This window comes from Nocardia sp. NBC_00881 (assembly GCF_045207455.1).
In the GTDB taxonomy this organism is placed as follows: Bacteria; Actinomycetota; Actinomycetes; order Mycobacteriales; family Mycobacteriaceae; genus Nocardia.
In genome coordinates, this window is the sequence record NZ_CP108798.1 from 6880854 (window position 1) to 6898360 (window position 17507).

General features: G+C 66.0%; 17 protein-coding genes. 9 read left to right on the forward strand and 8 right to left on the reverse strand.

The features are described 5' to 3' along the window. The first annotated feature begins 15 nt into the window (after nucleotides 1-15). Both OH799_RS28915 and OH799_RS28920 read left to right on the forward strand, forming a co-directional pair. Nucleotides 16-1437: a sensor histidine kinase gene (locus OH799_RS28915; RefSeq protein WP_406270452.1), complete on the forward strand. Its 1422-nt coding sequence runs from the start codon at nucleotides 16-18 to the stop codon at nucleotides 1435-1437. After that, nucleotides 1434-2411 carry a TAXI family TRAP transporter solute-binding subunit gene (locus tag OH799_RS28920; protein ID WP_406270455.1) on the forward strand — a complete coding sequence of 326 codons (978 nt, stop codon included), beginning with the start codon at nucleotides 1434-1436 and terminating at the stop codon, nucleotides 2409-2411. The genes OH799_RS28915 and OH799_RS28920 overlap by 4 nt, the downstream gene beginning before the upstream one ends. A 45-nt stretch (nucleotides 2412-2456) precedes the next feature. Here OH799_RS28920 and OH799_RS28925 read toward each other — a convergent pair whose 3' ends face one another. After that, nucleotides 2457-2765: a metal-sensitive transcriptional regulator gene (locus OH799_RS28925; RefSeq protein ID WP_357266196.1), complete on the reverse strand. Its 309-nt coding sequence runs from the start codon at nucleotides 2763-2765 to the stop codon at nucleotides 2457-2459. Between the two features lie 245 nt (nucleotides 2766-3010). Here OH799_RS28925 and OH799_RS28930 point away from each other — a divergent pair, with 245 nt between their 5' ends. Continuing rightward, nucleotides 3011-3820, forward strand: a complete 810-nt coding sequence (locus OH799_RS28930) for an S-methyl-5'-thioadenosine phosphorylase (RefSeq protein ID WP_406270459.1) — start codon at nucleotides 3011-3013, stop codon at nucleotides 3818-3820. Between the two features lie 46 nt (nucleotides 3821-3866). Here the strand turns inward: OH799_RS28930 and OH799_RS28935 are convergent, their stop codons facing one another. The 3 genes from OH799_RS28935 to OH799_RS28945 form a co-directional block, all read right to left on the reverse strand. Continuing rightward, nucleotides 3867-4862, reverse strand: coding sequence for a GAF domain-containing protein (locus tag OH799_RS28935; RefSeq protein WP_406270462.1), 996 nt, complete (start codon nucleotides 4860-4862; stop codon nucleotides 3867-3869). A gap of 107 nt (nucleotides 4863-4969) precedes the next feature. Continuing rightward, on the reverse strand, nucleotides 4970-5800 hold the full coding sequence (locus OH799_RS28940; protein WP_406270466.1) for an NAD(P)H-binding protein: 831 nt from the start codon (nucleotides 5798-5800) through the stop codon (nucleotides 4970-4972). 99 nt (nucleotides 5801-5899) lie between these two features. Further along, nucleotides 5900-6550, reverse strand: coding sequence for a TetR family transcriptional regulator (locus OH799_RS28945; RefSeq protein WP_406270469.1), 651 nt, complete (start codon nucleotides 6548-6550; stop codon nucleotides 5900-5902). 78 nt (nucleotides 6551-6628) lie between these two features. Between OH799_RS28945 and OH799_RS28950 the strand changes: the two genes are divergently transcribed. Both OH799_RS28950 and OH799_RS28955 read left to right on the forward strand, forming a co-directional pair. Continuing rightward, nucleotides 6629-7558 carry a zinc-binding dehydrogenase gene (locus OH799_RS28950; protein WP_406270471.1) on the forward strand — a complete coding sequence of 310 codons (930 nt, stop codon included), beginning with the start codon at nucleotides 6629-6631 and terminating at the stop codon, nucleotides 7556-7558. Between the two features lie 223 nt (nucleotides 7559-7781). Next, complete coding sequence (locus tag OH799_RS28955; protein WP_406270474.1) at nucleotides 7782-8345, forward strand: NADPH-dependent FMN reductase; 564 nt, start codon at nucleotides 7782-7784, stop codon at nucleotides 8343-8345. A gap of 259 nt (nucleotides 8346-8604) precedes the next feature. Here the strand turns inward: OH799_RS28955 and OH799_RS28960 are convergent, their stop codons facing one another. Both OH799_RS28960 and OH799_RS28965 read right to left on the reverse strand, forming a co-directional pair. Then, nucleotides 8605-9357, reverse strand: a complete 753-nt coding sequence (locus tag OH799_RS28960) for a DUF6875 domain-containing protein (RefSeq protein ID WP_406270477.1) — start codon at nucleotides 9355-9357, stop codon at nucleotides 8605-8607. Next, on the reverse strand, nucleotides 9347-10573 hold the full coding sequence (locus tag OH799_RS28965; RefSeq protein WP_406270480.1) for an MFS transporter: 1227 nt from the start codon (nucleotides 10571-10573) through the stop codon (nucleotides 9347-9349). Before OH799_RS28965 ends, OH799_RS28960 begins: the two co-directional genes overlap by 11 nt. Nucleotides 10574-11207: 634 nt before the next feature. Here OH799_RS28965 and OH799_RS28970 point away from each other — a divergent pair. Beyond that, a complete protein-coding gene (locus OH799_RS28970) occupies nucleotides 11208-11342 on the forward strand; it encodes a hypothetical protein (RefSeq protein WP_406270483.1) in 135 nt (44 codons plus the stop codon). A 69-nt stretch (nucleotides 11343-11411) separates the two neighbouring features. Here the strand turns inward: OH799_RS28970 and eccE are convergent, their stop codons facing one another. Beyond that, entirely contained in the window at nucleotides 11412-13055 is a 1644-nt protein-coding gene (eccE, locus tag OH799_RS28975; protein WP_406270486.1) for a type VII secretion protein EccE, read from the reverse strand. A 112-nt stretch (nucleotides 13056-13167) separates the two neighbouring features. On the opposite strand from eccE, the gene eccB reads away from it, so the two are divergent. Then, complete coding sequence (gene eccB / locus OH799_RS28980) at nucleotides 13168-14658, forward strand: type VII secretion protein EccB (RefSeq protein ID WP_406270489.1); 1491 nt, start codon at nucleotides 13168-13170, stop codon at nucleotides 14656-14658. A 140-nt stretch (nucleotides 14659-14798) separates the two neighbouring features. On the opposite strand, the gene OH799_RS28985 is transcribed toward eccB, so the two are convergent. Further along, nucleotides 14799-15155 carry a hypothetical protein gene (locus tag OH799_RS28985; RefSeq protein ID WP_406270493.1) on the reverse strand — a complete coding sequence of 119 codons (357 nt, stop codon included), beginning with the start codon at nucleotides 15153-15155 and terminating at the stop codon, nucleotides 14799-14801. 266 nt (nucleotides 15156-15421) lie between these two features. Between OH799_RS28985 and OH799_RS28990 the strand changes: the two genes are divergently transcribed. After that, entirely contained in the window at nucleotides 15422-16750 is a 1329-nt protein-coding gene (locus tag OH799_RS28990) for a helix-turn-helix domain-containing protein (RefSeq protein ID WP_406270496.1), read from the forward strand. Between the two features lie 83 nt (nucleotides 16751-16833). After that, a complete protein-coding gene (locus tag OH799_RS28995) occupies nucleotides 16834-17496 on the forward strand; it encodes a DUF3558 domain-containing protein (RefSeq protein ID WP_406270499.1) in 663 nt (220 codons plus the stop codon). Nucleotides 17497-17507 lie beyond the last annotated feature (11 nt).

The following is a 17507-nucleotide window of genomic DNA, read 5'->3' on the forward strand; positions in this document are numbered from 1 at the left end:
GGCCGGAGGTGTGCGATGCGGCGTCGCCTGCTGGCCGCGCTGACGGTCTTCGCGGCCATCGCGGTGCTGGCGTTCGCGGTTCCACTGTCGCTGACCATCGCGACCAGCCGCACCCAGCAGCTGGTGCTGGCTCGCTCCGGGGATGCCGACCGGTTCGCCAACCTCGCCGACGACGCCGTCACCACGGGCGACAGTCGTGCGCTGGCCGACGAGGTGAGCCGCTATCACGAGCTGTACGGCGAGAACGTGCTCGTGGTCGATGCCAGGGGCACCACCGCGGTGAACGCGGGCGCGGGCGTGAACGATCCCGGGGTCGTCGCGGCGGTGGCGGCCGCGCGCCGCAATCAGCGTCCGCACGCGGTGGACAAGCTGGCGCCGTGGGGCGCGCCGACCATGCTCGTCGCGCGGCCCGTCGGCACCGGCGTGCAGGTGAACGGAGCCGTCGTGATCGAGGCGTCCACGGCCCGAGCCCGCGCCGACATCGGGCGGGCCTGGGCGGTGATCGTGGTCGGTGGCGTGGTGGCCATGATGTTGTTCATGCTGCTGGCGGTGACGCTCAGCCGCTGGGTGCTGCGGCCGCTGGCGGCGCTCTCGCACGCGGTCGCGGAGTTGACCGCGACGCTGCCGAAGCCCCGCGCGGACACCGCCACGCCGGTATCGATCGCGGGTCGCCACGGCGGGCCGCCGGAGATGAGGGCGGTCGCCGAATCGTTCGACGCCATGGCTTTCGCCGTCGCCGATTCCGCGGACGCGCAGCGCCAGCTCGTCGCCGACACCGCGCACGCGATGCGTAATCCATTGGCCGCCTTGACAATTCGACTCGACTCCCTGGAGCCCGCGATTCCGGAGACCGCCGCGAGCACCTTCCGTGGCGCAGGCACCGAGGTCGACCGCCTGACCGCGCTGCTCGACGGCCTGCTCAGTCTCGCTGTCGCCGAGACGCCCGCCGCGTTCGACGCCGTGCGAAGCGCCGCCGACGACAGGCACTGCGACGCCGTCCAAGTCGTCGCCGACCGGTTCGACGCCTGGAGCTCGGCATTCGAGGCCGCCGACCAGGAACTTCGCGTCGCGCCGTCGCCCGCGTATGCCGACGTCGCTGTCTCCGCTGACGTGCTCGCCCAGATCCTCGACGTCCCGCTGAGCAATTCGTCACGCTACGCGGGTCGCAGCGCGCACACCGAGCTGACCGTCGCGACGGAGCCCGGCTGGGTCACGGTGACCGTCCGCGACGACGGTGCGGGGGTGCGGCCCGGCGAGATCGACAAGCTCACCACTCGTTTCTTCCGCGGCTCGTCGGCACCGGCCGGCGGCTCCGGGCTCGGCCTGCCGATCGCCGCCGCGCTGACGCAGGCGCGCGGTGGCACCCTCACGGTCGAAGCGATCCATCCGCACGGCCTCGCGATCGGTGTCCGGCTGCCCGCGGCGGTGGACCGATGACGCGACGAGAACTGGGTGGCATCGGTCGGCGCGGATTCCTCGCCCTCGCGGTCGCGGCCGGAGTCGCGGGGTGCGGTCCGCGGTCCGCGGGGGTCACGGTGCGGCTGGCCTCCGGTGAGGTCGGCGGCTTCTATCACGCGTTCGCGGGGCTACTCGGCGCCGCCGCGGCGAAGGACGGTGGCGTGCGGATCGAACGGGTCACCACGGCGGGTTCTCAGGCCAATTTGGCGCTACTCGCACGCGGAGAGGTGGATGCCGCACTCGCGCTCTCGGACTCGGTGGGGGACGGCGCCGACCGGGTGGCCCACCCAGCGCCCGACCACCACACCTCATCGAGTCGCTCCGCGACGTTGTCCGCGTTGGGGCGGGTGTACGAGAACTACCTGCAACTGGTCGTGCGTTCTGATAGCCCGATCGGTGCGGTCGCGGATCTGCGCGGGGCGCGGGTGAGTCTGGGGGCGGAAGGGTCTGGTGCGGCGCTGACCGGCGAGCGGATTCTGCGGGTCGTGGGATTGGATCCCGCCGCCGATGTGGCGATTTCGCATCGACCGTTGCCTGAGGCGGTGGCCGCGTTGGGCGATGGTGACGTGGACGCGTTGTTGTGGGCAGGCGGTGTGCCGACTGCGTTGCTCGAGGTGCCGAGCCGGATGCGGCTGGTGGACATGGGCGAACTGGCCGCGCCGATGCGGGAGCGGTTCGGGCCGGTGTACGACCGGGTCGCGATCCCGACCGACGCCTACCCCGGTGGCGTCGCGGTACACACGATCGGTGTGGCGAACCTCCTGCTCGCCACCGCCGTCATGCCGAACCGGGTAGCCGCCTCGGTCGCGGAGCTCCTGGTGTGGCAGGCGGATTCGCTGGTGCCCACCGAGGCGGCGGGCACTCAGTTCCTGGACGGTCGCTCGCTGATCAGCACCGGTTCTATCCCACTGCATCCCGGCGCGGCCGAGGTCTATCGCCGCTGGCACGGCTGATCGGCGTCCTGTTCCCGGCCACCGGCGATGCGCGGGCGTGACCGGTCAGGAACGGACCAGACGGGCGATGGCGTCGGTGGCTTCCTTGATCTTGGCTTCGGCCTCGGGGCCGCCCGCGACCGCCGCATCCACCACGCAGTGGCTGATGTGGTCCTCGAGCAGGCCCATCGCGACCGCTTGCAGCGCCTTGGTCATGGCGGACACCTGGGTGAGGATATCGATGCAGTACTTTTCTTCCTCCACCATCCGCTGCAGACCGCGCGCCTGACCCTCTATGCGGCGCAGCCGCTTGAGGTAGTCGTCCTTGGCGGTGATGTAGCCGTGCGTCGCGTGATCGTTGGGGGTGGCGGCCACCGGTGTCTCCTCGCTGCCTGCCGGTCTGCGGAGCGGACCGAATCAATACCCCCCTAGGGTACATTGATTGTGGCGAATTGTCAGGTCAGGACCCCGTACGACGGGCCGCGCCCAGGTCGGCGCGCGCACCCGGTACGTCCCCCTCCACGTCGAACGATACCTCCGGTGATCATCCCCGACGCCGCGCCGGCGCCGTAGCGCCGCCCCGCGATGCGGCGGTCGACGCGAGACGAGACAATTGCGTTATGAGTTCGCACTCTCGGCCTGCGCTCGCCGTGATCGGTGGAAGTGGTTTCTACGATTTCTTCGACAACGACGCGACGACCGTCGAGGTCGAGACCCCGTACGGATCGCCGAGTGCGGCCATCGCGGTCGGCGAGGTGGAGGGCAGGCCGGTGGCCTTCCTGCCCAGGCACGGCAAGAACCATGAATACGCACCGCACACCCTGCCGTACCGGGCCAACCTGTGGGCGCTGCGCTCGCTCGGCGCGCGGCGGATCTTCGCGCCGTGCGCGGTCGGCGGCCTGCGCGCGGATTGGGGCCCCGGCACCGTCGCGGTGCCGGACCAGCTGGTCGACCGGACGTCCGGCCGACCGCAGACTTACTTCGACGGTGGCGGCATCCACGTCTCGTTCGCCGACCCGTACTGCGACGAACTGCGTGCCGCCGCCCTCGAGGCCGAGACCGACTCGCTGCCGATGATGCACTCCGCGACCATGGTGGTGGTCGAGGGGCCGCGCTTCTCCACGCGCGCCGAGAGCCGATGGTTCGCCGCGCAGGGCTGGGAGCTGGTGAACATGACCGGCCATCCCGAAGCCGTGCTTGCCCGCGAACTCGAAATGTGCTATGCGGCAGTCGCTTTGGTGACCGATCTGGACGCGGGGCTGGAGGAGGGCGGCGGCGTGCACGCCGCCGACGTCTTCGCCGAGTTCAAGCGCAATCTCGCGCCGTTCAAGGAACTCATCCGCCGCGCGGTAGGCGCGGTCGACGGCACCGAAACCTGTGAGCGGTGTCGCGTACATGCTGGAGTGTCGCTTCCCTTCGAACTCCCCTGAGCCCGATGCGGTGTCAGGGGCGGTCGAGTTCGCGGCCACCAGCTGATCACTCGGCGGCCGGATGGCCCACGACCGCCAGTTGGACCAGCGCGAATGCCGCTGGCGGGAAGTCGGGCGTGCCGCAGGGCAAGGGTGATGCCTCGACGTCGGCGACGATCCAGTCACCGGTGGTCGCCGCCAACCGCACCCCGTCGAGCCGGACCCGCCGGCTACCCGCGCGGACATCGGCGCGGGCGGTCAGGATCCGAGGCCGGTCGTGCGGATGTGGCATGGTGCGTTCGTCCGTCACACCACCCCAGCGCAATCCGGGGACAGGTTCGGTGACCCAGCGGACCAGCCGGACCTGGGCCAGGTCGACGACGAGAAGGTACCGGTTCGATTGCCTGCCGCGTAGCAGTTCCAGGGTGGCCGCCTCGAACGACTTGGGTTGCGGCGCAACGCTGTCAGTGACGTCGACGGCGACACCGACCCAGTGATGGCGGTCCGGATCCGGGTTGCGTGCCGCCAGCAGCAGGGTGCGCGGGCCGATGGTGGAACGCACGGTGGCGGTGTCGAGCCATCGGCCGCCGGGTTCCGAGCGTGCCATCGTGGTGACGAGTTCGAGTGCGCTGTCGAAACGTTCGATCATTTCGAAGACTTCCGCACCGATCCACACGGTGCGAGTGCGATCGAAATGCGGGCCGGATTCGTCCTGGACCGCCTCGACCCGTCGGGTGCGGCCATCGACGGTGAACGGTGTGACACCGACCGGCGCGGGCGGGGCGCCGCTGCCCACCCACAGTCGGACCGCGTGCACCCGGTCGCCGGGCCCGAGCAGCGGAGCCGCCTGGACCTGCCGCCCCGACCAGACGTGTCGCGACGGTGGCAGTTCGTAATCGACGGCCGTGCCGGAGGTGTAGGCCGCGGTGACGATCGGCTGCAACCGCGCGGGCACCGCACGGTGATACGACTTCCACTCCCGCGGTGCGGATCCGGCTACCAGCACCGACCAGGTGTCGGCTTGGCCGAGCGTTTCGATCACCAGCCAGCGTCCGATAATCACAGTCTCCCTCCCGAAATCGAACCCCGATGCCACGGTCAGGCTGATAGCCAGAGAATATGGTGCCCGAATTCGGTCAGGAGAGGTGAATGGGGGTCACTCAGGCCGTTTCACTTGAACGCGTCGGCGTGCGCCGTCGCCCACTGCTCGAAGGTCCGCGGAGGGCGTCCGATCACCTGCTCGACGGTGGGGTAGAGCGTCGCCTCGTCCAGCGTGCCGTCGGCGAAGAAGTCGAGGAAGGCGTCGACGTACTCCCGGGGCATGGTGGCCGTCAACTCGGCCTTTGTCTCCTCGTTGCTGAGCCCGTGCGCGACGAGCGGGCGGTCGAGCGCGGCGGCGAGCACCGCGATCTGGTCGGCGGGCAGCAGCGCCTGTGGTCCGGTCAGCTCGAGGACCTGCCCGTCCAGCCCGCCGTCGGTGAGCGCCGTCGCCGCGACCGCAGCGATGTCGGCGGGATCGATCGCACCGACCCGGACATCGGGGAACTGCACACGGATGACGTCGCCGACCGCGAGCTGGGGCAACCAGCGCAGCGAGTTCGACATGAACGACCTGGGCCGCAGGAATGTCCAGGCCAGTTCGGACGCGCGTACCGCCCGCTCGGACAGCGTCATGTAGCGGGACACGGCATTGTCCAGGTCCTGCAGCGCGGCCGAGCCGCCCGAGAGCAGCGCGACCCGTTGCACCCCGGCGTTTTTCGCCCGTTTCAGCAGGTCGGGGAGGTCGTTGTAGCCGGACAGCAAGAACACGCCGTGCACGCCGTCGAGCGCGCCGCTCAGCGTCTCCGGCCGGTTCAGATCACCGGTGACCGCCTCGACTCCGGAGGGCAGGGCGGCCTTCGCCGCGTCGCGCACCAGCGCCCGGACCGGCTGGCCCTGCTTGCTCAGCGTCCGCACCAGTTCCGCGCCGACATTGCCGGTGGCTCCGGCTACCAGGATCATTTCGTCTCCTCCCGTGACTGCACTGCGCTTGTCGTGCCGAACATAGCGGCACGCAGCGCGTTCAGGTGAGAGTTCGCCCATCGACGGGGGGAAGCCGCGTTACGGCCTGGCCCGTCGCGTCATCGTGAGTGCGGTGCTGGCGCAGGCCGCGGCATAGGCCTCACGCAGGCAGGAGGCGAGCGCGTCGCGGTCGGCCGGTTCCGGTCGCAGCGTCCATTCCTCCAGCGCGCAGTGGAAGGCGGCGATCGTGATGTCGAGTGCGAGTCGTGGTCGCAAGTCGTGGGGATCGAGCTCGAAGACCTCGCCGAGCGTCGACAGTGCGGCACGCGTGGTGCGGTCGCAGAATTCCAGACCGTGCGCGTTCATCGACGGCACCCGGGCGGCGAGTCGGCGGCTGCGCAGCGCGCGATCGGCCCACCCGTCTGTTGGCATGCGTTCCAGGGCGGTGCGCAGGGTGTCGTGGAGCAGGTCGATCAGCGGCTGGTCCAGGCCGAGCACAGAGTTTTCCAACTCGGTCAGAAAGGCTGCCCACAGGTCCTGCGTCGGTGCCATCGCGACGTCTTCCTTGCTCGTGAAATAGCGGAAGAACGTGCGTTTGGAGATCTCGACCGCTGCGCACAGTTCGTCGAGGGTGGTCGCCTCGAAACCCTGCTCGGTGAACCGGTCCAGCGCGGTGTCGATCAGTGCCTGACGGGTGCGCAGCTTCTTGCGGTCCCGCAGGGACAGCTCGTCAGGAATCACCGCGCTCATGTCCTCACCGTACCTCGGCGGCCAACGCCACTGGTAGTAATATGCCACTGAGTAGCAATTTATAGAAAGTGGGAGATTATGCGTGCCTTGCTCGTCGACCGTTCCGTGCCCGCGGGCCTCCGCCTTGGATCGGTGGCCGATCCGGAACCCGCTCCGCACCAGGCGTTGATCCGGGTGACAGCGACCTCGCTCAACCACGGTGAGGTGGCATTCGGCGTCGCGAACGCGCCGGAGGGGAGCGTGCTCGGCTGGGACGCCGCAGGCGTCGTCGAGCGCGTCGCGGCGGATGGATCAGGTCCGGCCGCGGGCACGCCGGTGGTCACGCTGGCCCCCGACGGCGGGTGGGCAGAACTGCGCGCCGTCGACACCGATCTGATCGGTCGCGTGCCCGATGGCGCCGACCTCGGTGCCATCGCGACCATCCCCGTCGCGGGCGGTAGCGCGTTGCGGGCGCTGCACCGGATCGGACCGATGCTCGGCAAGCGGATACTCGTGACCGGTGCGACCGGCGGCGTCGGGCGGTACGCGGTGCAACTCGCGCATCAGGGTGGTGCGTCCGTGGTCGCCGCGACCGGCGACCCGGATGCGCACGGCCTGCGCCTGCGCGCACTCGGCGCGGACGAAATCGTTGCCGAGCCACGCGGTCTCACCGGCACCGTGGACGGTGTCGTGGACCTGGTCGGTGGCGGACAGCTGGTGGACGCCTACGAGCGGCTGGCCGAAGGCGGCACCCTGGTCGCCGTCGGCCACGCGTCCGGTGACGGCGAGAACTTTCCCTACGGCGCGTTCTTCGGCGATCAGGGCAGGCACGACCGGTCGGTCGTGACATTCTTCCTGCTCGGCTGTCACAACCTGGCACCGGACCTCACCTGGCTGGCCGGCACGATCGCCGACGGGCTGGTCGACGCACAAATCTCCTGGCGCGGGTCCTGGAACGACGCGGCCATCGCTGTCGACGCGCTGCTGGAAAGGCGATTGCACGGCAAAGCCGTCCTTGACATCGACTGAGCGAGAATGAGGTACCGCCGCGATCGTCGGGTCGGGGCGGTACCGGTCGGCCCGCCCATCGCAGCGGCGACAGAGTCGCCAGGTCGCGCTTTCGAACAGCGTGTATCTGCCGCCACCGCTCTTCGGCCCTGTCCTTCTGACCGTCGGCGGGCCGAACAATCGCGGCGGTCCGTGACTGGTGTCCGTGCACCGCGGGCGATACACAGGAGGTTAGGCTCGCGCGGTGGATACCCCGTTGCGACTCGAGGTCATCGTGGCCAGCGTGCGTCCGAAAAGATTCGCGCCGGTGGTCGCCGACTGGTTTCTGCGCACCATGCGCGCGCACCCGGAATTCGACACAGGCGTCATCGACCTCGCCCACACCCCGTTGCCCGTCGACCTCACCGAGACCGACGAGACAGCAGCCTACCGTGCGCGGCTGGCCGCGGCCGACGCCTTCATCGCCGTCACCTCCGAGTACAACCACGGTTACCCAGCATCGCTGAAGACCGCTTTCGACACCGCCAAACACGAATGGCGTGCAAAACCCATCGCTTTCGTCTCCTACGGCGGCCTCTCCGGCGGCCTGCGTGCGGTGGAGCAGCTGCGGCAGGTGGTCGCCGAAATCCACATGGTCTCGGTCCGCGAGACGGTCAGCTTCCACCAGGCCAAAAAGCAGTTCGACGACGCCGGCGACACCAGGGATGGCGCCGCGATCGACGCCGCGGAACGCATGCTGCGCCAGTTGGCTTGGTGGGCACGCACATTGCGGGCTGCCCGCACCGCCGACCCGTACCCGGGTCAATAGGCCGTATCGCCCAAATCACTGGTCCTGACAGGGTGTGGATCTGGTCTTCGCGCTCGAAGACGATGTGGTTTATTCTCGTGGCCGGTAATTCGGTTTGCGTGCTGAGATACGGGTCCGGCTGGTCGCCGCAACCTTCCAGCGCAACTGGGTAGCACCGAACCTGTTTCCTCGCTTGCCATTATCCGACGGTCACCGAGAACTCATCAGAAGTCGAACCCATCCGCGTCACCGGCCGAAACCTGATGTTTTGGGAACGGCACTAGTCGAGTCGCTGGTTGATGTCGTGGACGCGGAGTTCGGCGAAGGATTCGGACTGTTGGCCGTGCACCTGTAGCCGTTCGGCGATCGAGCGGCGCAGTCGGGCAGGGAGATCCGGGGCGTATTGCGATAGATAGGCGAACAGCCACTCTTGGTTGCTGACCAAAAACGGGAAGTCCGATTTCATCATCTTCCGGACCACCAACATCGGCATGGGCGAGTCCAAAGGATAGAAATCCTTGTTCCACAACCCGGTTTGCCGACATCCCGGATAGAACTGGCCGAGCATGAGTCCGCGCTCGACGAACTGGGACTTGCGGGCGGACTGCACCGTATCTATCGGGCGGCAATCGGTGAGGTCCGGAAAAATTGTCACCACAGTGTGCAGTGGAGTGTCGGTTTCGGTGTCGATGAGATCGGTGTAGATGTCCATGGCGTCATCTACCATGTCCTGCATGGCATCGACAGTCGGCTCGGTGTCGCCGGGTATGACGGCGGTCCAGATGGTGTGTCCCTTGACAGCCTGCTTGACGAATGGGCACACCGCGCCGGTGCGGCCGAGATTTTGGTTGGGGCGGATCAGATAGTCGTCGATCCACTGGATGAGAACTTCGACATCGGGAAAGCGGTGGGCGCATTCGCCGGGGTCGTCGAACAGACTGACCCAGTCGACCCCCGACCGCTGTCCGGTACGGGACCGTGCATTAATGATGGCCGCCGGGGAGCTGTCACTTGCGGCCGAGTTACTCGACATGGGTTCTCCGCATCTTGATTCCCGATACTGTTGCCGCCACTCCAGCGACCAGTGAAAACAGCACAATCACCAGCCAGAAAAGGGAGGGATTTTGCAGGACGCCGAAGGCGCCGATGCCCGGTCCCGTTGCGAAACCGATCGCCTGCGCAGCCGATAGATACCCTTGGAAACGGGCGTTCTCGGAGCCGGATGAAATATCCGCGACGGACGCGTTTACCAGCGGTACGAAAATTGCTTCACCAATGGAAAAGATAACGAACCCGACAATGCAGACGGTCCAATTGGTCCCGATGCCGCATAGCGTTAGCCCTGCGCCGTTGATGAAAACTCCCAGCCCGAAGGAGTAATTCCATCTGACTTTGGCTACCAAGAAACTGAGCGGAAGTTCCAGAAGAATTATGACAGCTGGATTGATCAGGAACAATACGGTATACAGCCGGTCGCCCTGGTTCAATCGCTGAACGGATAGTGGAATGCTGCTCAGGCTTGTGGCATGAATGAGCATCGCGATGCCGAATACGACGACAACGGCCCAGAGTCGTACTCGGCGGTAGGTATCGTACGACCGGTCCGTCTCGAATGTCGAGTTCGGCTTGTTACTCGGCTCGAGTTCGGTGGACTCGGTCACTCTGGTTATTCGAGACTGCTCACTCGATAATATGACTGCTGTCGTCAAAGAGAGTGTGGACGACAGGAAGAAGAGCGGCGTGAAATTGCCGGTTCCGATAATTCCGGTGACGGCGGGGACGACTGTTGTTCCGACGTTGAAAAATACTCGATAAAAGGCGAATGCCGTTACCGTGCTGCCCGCATACGTCGACTCTGTCACGATGGTCGCGGCCGGTCCGGTGAATGATTGCGTCACCGCTACGCTCAGCGAGGCGAGGATGATGGTCGCCGTGGGTTTCGTCGACACGAGTCCGAGCGAGAGCAACAGCGGCGCGTTGAGGGCGGAACCGACGATCAGGACATTGACCGGCCCGAACCGCACCGCGGACCAGCCGCCGGCAAGCGAGCCGAGCACGCCGGAAACTCCTACCGCGAACAGCGCAAATGATATCGCCGATGCGCTCAGATCCATCGATTTGTAGAAAACTGCCGAAAAGAGGGCCAGGAACCCTGCCGTGCGATTGAGGAATGCGGCTACGGAAACAATCCATATTTCGGCGGGGAGCGATCTGGAACTCGCCTTGTTGTCGACTGCCGTTGCGGTCATCGGCTGGCCAGCATTTCTTTGTTCAGAACCGCCGACACCTGGGCCGACATATGCGCTCCCGATTTGTCTTTGCTCAACCAGAGGGAGCTGACGAGAAATATTCTTACCGTTGAAGAAGAAAGGGAAGATATGGGAACGCGGACAAGCTATTGTCGACGTTCGCGCAGTATCGAGCGCGGGTGGACCGCGATGCTCGGGAAGTCAGATGAAAAGCGTTCCCGATCGATGTCGAATACTCCTCGTCTCGTACAGATTGTAACCAAGGACGACGATAACGATCGGATGTAGGTCTGTCAATGCTTCGGCGCTTCTTGTCTAAGGCAATTTTTCTTCGGGCCAGTTGCGCAGGGTGTCGAGGAACAGGGAACGCACCTGTTCGATGTCCTTCTCGATGTGAAGCGACGGATAGGGGTGGCGCTATGACTCTTCGGCCGCAGCATGCCGGCTCGAGTCGGTGGTTCGCCAGCATCGGAGTAGAAACGCAGCGATGGTTGGGTCTTTGCGATTGGCGCGTGCCGGTCTGCCTCAGGACGGAGATTGGGGAAGGGCGCTATATCCACGGTTACTTAAGTAGTCGTAAGTAAGTCGAGTTCGGCGGTGCTGTAGGCCGAGTTCGGGTTGGTGAAGAATCGGGGTGGAGGGCCTGTCGGATCGGGAGGCGGTCGAGCGGTTCGCGTTCGACGCCCGCTGGAAGTACGCCGCCGGTGGCCTGGATTTCGATTATCCGGGGTTCGTGCACACGGTGCTGGTGATATGCGGGCCCCGCTGACTCGCTCGGATCGGCCGAACCGCATCTTCGCCGCCGTGCTTGACGTAGCACGTGCCGCGGGGCCGGTAGCTATTGGTTGGCCATGGCGCGACGGCCGCGTGGCTGCCCGATGTAGGTGGCTTCGCGCGGGATGGACACCAGCGTCAGGTCGACCTGGGCCGCGCCGGTGCGCAAGACGACGTGATTGCCGATCGCGCCGGGCTGGTGGATGGCCAGGTCGGGACGGGTGGCGGGCCAGCCCATCGGGTCGCCCGTCACGTAGATGGTGGTGACGCCCGCATGTGGGGCGGGCGCGAGCACCCCGTCGACCACTGTCGCGGTGAATCCCGCGTCGGACTGGTGGGTCTCGACGGCGATGGTCAGTCGCTCCCGGTTGCCGATCGTGGTGACCAGGTTTTCCCACGCCTGCGCCCGGTCGGTGCGGATCAGGATCCGCTCGCCGACCGCGAGCGCGCGGAACACCAACTGCTGAGCCAAGTACAACTCGCCCGCAACATACACCGTCGAGATGCCCGCGCCGACGATGCGGACCGCGACGCCCTGTCCTTCGTCGTCCGAGCCGATCAACTGGCCGCAGCCGGAGGAGGGCAGGTGCAGTGCGTCGATCACGTCGATCGGGTACTCGGTCATCGGGACGGTGTCGTCCAGGCCGGGGACGGCGATCGGCAGATGGGCGAGCAGTCCGTCGCGGTGCCGTCCGTTCATCGAGACCATGCCCGCCAGCTCGATCTGTTCGGGTAGCTCGCGTGCGGTCAATCGCCAGGCGGCACCGATGCTTACCGACTCGGCCGAGTTGCCGGGGCGCAGCCGCACCGCCACCGTGGTGTCGCGCGACGGGGCCACCCACAGCTGAGCGAGCAGTTCGGAGTCGAGATGCTTGGGGTCGACCGCGCTGCCGATGTTCACGCTGTTCCCGATCTCCGCGTAGCGCCAACGATGTTCGAGCGTGCGCGGAGCGAAGTCGCCGGTGATCTGCAGCACCGCCTTGCGGATCTCGGCCGCGGTCAGGATCCGGGCATTGCAATCGGCATCCTCGAGCGTGCGCATGATGCGCTGGGTGGCGATATTGACGGCGCGCGAGGCGCCCTCGGCTCCGCCGCCGCGCCGCGCCGCGGCCTCCGGGCAGGCCACCGCGTCGAAACTGATCGCGAGCCACACCGTGCGGTGCGCGGTGGCGGGCAGCGGGCCGAGTAGCGATTCGTAGATCTGACCCGCGGGCGTGCCGGAGCGGCTGCGATGCCCATGACTGATGATGTCGATGCCGCTGAGCAGGATGTCGTGCTGGTTCAGGCAATTCGCCAGTTCCGGCAGCGGAAGCAGGTGCGAGGCGTGCACTGTGGTGCGGGCGATCCTGGTCAGACCGCCGGGCGGGGGGAGCACCTCGACGACGGCGACCACGCGGCTCCCGTCCCAGTACAGGCCGAGCGACCGTCCGTCCGCGCCGCGGAAGTCGACGGTGTCGCCGAGCTGGTATTCCCGGCGGGTGGAATAGCGCCACCAGGTGGCGATCCAGTCCAGCAGCGTGCGTTTGCCGACCGGGATGAGTGGGATCAGCGTCGCTACCACCGCCGCGCCGAGTGCGGGTAGTGCCGGAAGACTGGCGAACAGCGCGATCAACCCGACGACCAGGCCAATGATCTGTGCTATCAGCAGATTTCGCATCGAGACGCGTCCGAGGAGCGGCTGTGATCCCGCTCCGGCCGGTTCCGCCATCGTCGTCCCCCAAGTACCCGGTGTCGGCCGGTTCGCAGTGGCCGAGCTGAACAAGAGTCCTCGGGAACTGTACTGTGTTCGGCGAACGCGAGCACTGTTCGGGGGAGGAATAATGCCTTCAAAACCCACCACACGCTGGCAGGTGAGCGGATACCGCTTTCTGGTCCGGCGGATGGAGCACGCCTTGGTGCGTCGGGACGTGCGAATGCTGCACGACCCCATGCGTTCCCAGTCGCGCGCGTACGCGGTCGGTCTGATCCTGGCCTGTGTGGTACTCGCGGGCTGCGGCGTGCTGGCGTTGCTGCGTCCGCAGGACAAGATCGGCGACAACAAGATCCTGATCGGCAAGGAGTCCGGCGCCGTCTACGTGGTGATCGATGACGTGGTGCATCCGGCGCTCAACATCGCCTCGGCCCGCCTCGCCGTGGGGGACGCGGCCAAACCCGCGATCGTGAAGGAATCGGAGCTGGGGAAGAAAGCGCGCGGTCAATTGATCGGCATCCCAGGCGCTCCCGGCTCGTTGCACTTCGACAAGGAGGGCAAGGGGCGCGTCTGGACGGTGTGCGACTCATTGAAGACCGACGGCAGCGACGACCGCAGTAGCTCCGTGCTGATCGGCGATCTGGAACTGGGCGACAAGGCCGCGCCGATGGGCAAGGACAAGGCGCTGCTGGTGAAGGGCAAGGACGCGGTCTACTTGGTCTGGAACAAAACGCGCGCTCGCGTCAACATGAACGACCCGACTGTCACCGACCCGCTGAAGATCCGGGGGATGACCCCTCGGCCGATCAGCGAGGGCCTGCTGAACGCTATCCCCGAGGTGAATCAGATTGCGCCGCCCACGATCACTGATCCGGGTGGGCAACCGTCCGGATACTCGATCAACGGACTGAAGATCGGTACGGTCGTGCAACTCGACGGCAAGGCTGATCAGAATTACGTTCTCCTGAATGACGGCCTGCAGCCCGTCAGTCCGTTTACCGCCGAGGTGATCCGTGCCTCACAGCGCAACCCGGACCACGGCACCGCCATCCAGACTTTCGACAAGACCTATGCGCCGGAGTCGCGGGCGCTGAACGTCGCCACCTACCCCGAAACCGCGCCTACGATCGTCCAGCCCAAAGCGCGACCGGTGAGTTGCTTGTCGTGGAAGCCTATCCCGGGCGTCTCCGGCAGCACCGACGTCGCATTGCGAGCGGAACTGTCCGTCATCGATGGCAGCGATCTGCCGATGTCCAGCAGCGCCAAGCTGGTTCCGCTCGCACAGGCCGACGGCACAGGCGACAACGTCGACTCCGTGTACTTCCCACCTGGTTCGGGCGCGTTCGTCCAGACCACCGGCATCGAACCGGACAGCCGACGCAAGGACGGCATGTTCTATGTCGCCGATACCGGTGTTCGCTTCGGGATCAAGGACAATGAGGCCACGAAGGCACTCGGCATGGATGCTGAATCCGGTGTCAAGCCTGAACCGGCGCCATGGCCGATCGTCGGATTGCTTGCGAGCGGACCGAGCATGGGCCGCGACGCCGCCATGGTCGCCCACGACGGCATTGCCCCGGATCCCGCACCCGCCAAGCAGCGGGTCGCCACGGCGAAGTAGCCGATCGGCCAACGGCTGAGCTGGCAAGTCGACTATTGCCCGCCCACTCCGTTGGACGGTATGTGAACGGGCTTCCGCGGGCATTCCGCTACACCATGCGCGTGTTCTGTTGGTTGCGGTACCCGACGCCGGGACGCTGGTCACGATTGCGCACTTCCGTCGAATGGTTTGTAGGCAAGTGCCCAGTTGTATTCCGGGGTGATGGTGATCAGGGAACAGGCTCGGCAGATGCGACTAGGGGCGCCGATGTGTTCGAGGGTGGGTGTGATCACTGCGGCGATATCGAGGCGGCGGACGATGATCAGCAGCCGGTGCAGCGGGTCGTGGATGTCGGGATTCATGCGCACGGTTTTCACCAGGTCGTAGCCGAGCTGGGTGGCCAGTGACAGGATCGCCTGCTCATCGTGCTGCCACCCCTGCCCGCTCACGTCGTCGCGCAGATAGCCCAGCGCCTTGGCGCGAGGGTGTGGGGCGAGCGGATGCGGCGGTTGTGTCATGCGGTGCCTTTCGCGTCGACGGAAGAATTGGGCGTCCGGCGCCGGGGGCTCACGCCACCGACCAGCAACCCTTTGCGGCCGATGTGCCCGGGAGATGGCATCGGCCCGGCGCCGGACGATCAATAGCGTCGGCCGCCGCAAGCGGTGAAGCGACAGCATCGGCCGACCGACACGATTGCGCGGTATCTGCCGTTTGCCGCCGCGATTTGTGTTGCCGGCAATAGAGTTCCGGGCATTGCGTATCGCTTCGGATCAGGGGGCCGGATGTGACCGATTCAGTTTTCACTGCCGTGTGGGACTCGCCGCGATTCCGGCAGTTGCTCGCCTCGGGGATGCCGGGCCCGGCGCTGGCGCTCGTGCGTAAGCAGATGGGGTTGTCCCAGGCCGATTTCGGGGAACTGCTGCACTGGGACCGCACTCACGCCGGGCGGGTGGAACGGGGTGAGGTGGGCACAATCTTCGATGTGCGCGAATTGGTCCGGGCTGCGGATGCGCTCGGGATTCCTCGCTCCGCACTGATGCCCCTCTTGCTGGGTGACTCCGACGCGGGGACCATCGACGGTGGGGAGGGTGAAGGAGTCGACGACGTGGATCGCAGACAATTCGTCCAGGCGGCAACGGTCGCGGTGGCGGCGACGGGTGCGGCGGCCGACCTGCCGTGGTCGGATCCGACACGTGTCGGGACCGGCCACATTGCCTACCTGCGCACGGTGACTCAGCAGTTGTGGGAGCACGACAACCAATTCGGCAGCGGCGCGATCGTCGACTTCGCAATCCAGCAATATCGACTGGCACGGCGATTGCTCGACCACGGCGAGTACGGAGTCCGGACAGGTGCCGAGTTGGCCCGGGCGGCCGGATGGTTGTCCAATACCGCTGCGTGGCTCTCCTTCGATTGCGGCAGAACAACACTGGCGTGGCACCAACTCTCAGAATCTGTGTTGCTTGCCGAACAGTGTGACGACAACGAACTCTTGGCCGCAGCACTCGGCGATCTCACGAACATGGCCGTTGATTCCCCGACAGCAAGCCGAGAACCTGTACGGCTGGCACGGCGCTCGTCCGAACTGGTGCGCGGCGTTCCCTCAGTTCGGTTGAATGCCTGGAGGGCGGTCGAGGAAGCGAGAGCGTATGCCGCAGTCGGGGACGCCAGCACCTTCGAGAAGACGTTGACTCGGGTCTGGCGCGAAGCAGATCGGGGACTCGACAGCCAAGACGATCCGGCGTGGTTGGACTGCATCACCGAAGCCGAGCTTCGAGTGTGGGAAGCCAAGGGACGTAAGCTGCTCGGCCAGCACCATAGAGCAGTCGCGCTCTGCCGCGAAAGTGTCGGGCGCGCAGGCAATCTACCGCGTGACGAGGCGTCCTATCGTGCCTACTTCGCCGCATCGCTCGCCGGTCTCGGAGAGTTCGAGGCTGCGATCGCAACCGGGCACACCGCACTCTCGCTGTTGGAGGGTCCGGTCAGTTCACTGCGGCTGGTGCGCGAGCTCCGCCCCGTACGAATTGCATCCGCGCGGAGCGGCGGTGATGACGCTGAACACTTCCGCTTCCGCTTCGACTCATTGTGCGGCTCGGCTGCGGGGCAAGGTTGATCTTTCCGATCGACCCAGGCTCGCTTTGTTTTCGAAGTGGAAGTGGAGCGGGAACCAGCACCGTGCATGGTTCGGCTGGATAGATGGTCAGTTCCGCACCAGCGCAAGGTCAACCACCGATTGTCTGTATCCAGTGGAACCGTATCCGCAGCTGGCGCGTCATAGACTTCGGAGGACTTGTGACGGCGGGATGGGAGGCACTGGTGGGAAGACGGACAGGGGCGGCCGTGGTTCTGGCGGGAGTGCTGGCGCTTGCTGGGTGCACGCAGTCTTCCGACGAGACGGCTACACCGAGCACGAGCATCGACCAGAAAACCGCTAATGCGGCACTCTGGGATCCGTGCACGCAAGTCAGTGACGGCACACTTCGGACTCTCGGAGTGGACCCGTCCACACGGGAGTCCGGCATCGGCGGCGTACAGGTCGAGGGCTGGAAGGTGTGCACATGGCATGACACCCCGGATTGGGACTACTCACTGACGGTCTGGTCGACATCCTTCACAGTCGATGACCTTAAACAGAAGAAAGAGAACGTCGACTTCGCTGATATATCAATCGGTAGCCGAAACGGCGTGCGGCACCGAATTGCATCCGACTCGAAGAACGAGAAGTGCTATTTGGCCTTTCCGGCCAGTCAGGGAACGGTCGAAGTTTCGGTACTTAACGTCACATCGCGAGCGACGGTTCCTCCGTGTGATCGGGCATCAAGTGCCGCCAATGCTCTGATGACTTTTCTTCCTCGTTGATAAGGAGTAGG

Coding starts and splice junctions, on each gene's coding strand:
- OH799_RS28915 (WP_406270452.1), top strand. CDS start 16: ATGCGGCGTCGCCTGCTGGCCGCGCTGACGGTCTTCGCGGCCATCGCG.
- OH799_RS28920 (WP_406270455.1), top strand. CDS start 1,434: ATGACGCGACGAGAACTGGGTGGCATCGGTCGGCGCGGATTCCTCGCC.
- OH799_RS28930 (WP_406270459.1), top strand. CDS start 3,011: ATGAGTTCGCACTCTCGGCCTGCGCTCGCCGTGATCGGTGGAAGTGGT.
- OH799_RS28940 (WP_406270466.1), bottom strand. CDS start 5,800: ATGATCCTGGTAGCCGGAGCCACCGGCAATGTCGGCGCGGAACTGGTG.
- OH799_RS28945 (WP_406270469.1), bottom strand. CDS start 6,550: ATGAGCGCGGTGATTCCTGACGAGCTGTCCCTGCGGGACCGCAAGAAG.
- OH799_RS28950 (WP_406270471.1), top strand. CDS start 6,629: ATGCGTGCCTTGCTCGTCGACCGTTCCGTGCCCGCGGGCCTCCGCCTT.
- OH799_RS28960 (WP_406270477.1), bottom strand. CDS start 9,357: ATGTCGAGTAACTCGGCCGCAAGTGACAGCTCCCCGGCGGCCATCATT.
- OH799_RS28965 (WP_406270480.1), bottom strand. CDS start 10,573: ATGACCGCAACGGCAGTCGACAACAAGGCGAGTTCCAGATCGCTCCCC.
- eccE (WP_406270486.1), bottom strand. CDS start 13,055: ATGGCGGAACCGGCCGGAGCGGGATCACAGCCGCTCCTCGGACGCGTC.
- eccB (WP_406270489.1), top strand. CDS start 13,168: ATGCCTTCAAAACCCACCACACGCTGGCAGGTGAGCGGATACCGCTTT.
- OH799_RS28985 (WP_406270493.1), bottom strand. CDS start 15,155: ATGACACAACCGCCGCATCCGCTCGCCCCACACCCTCGCGCCAAGGCG.
- OH799_RS28995 (WP_406270499.1), top strand. CDS start 16,834: ATGGTCAGTTCCGCACCAGCGCAAGGTCAACCACCGATTGTCTGTATC.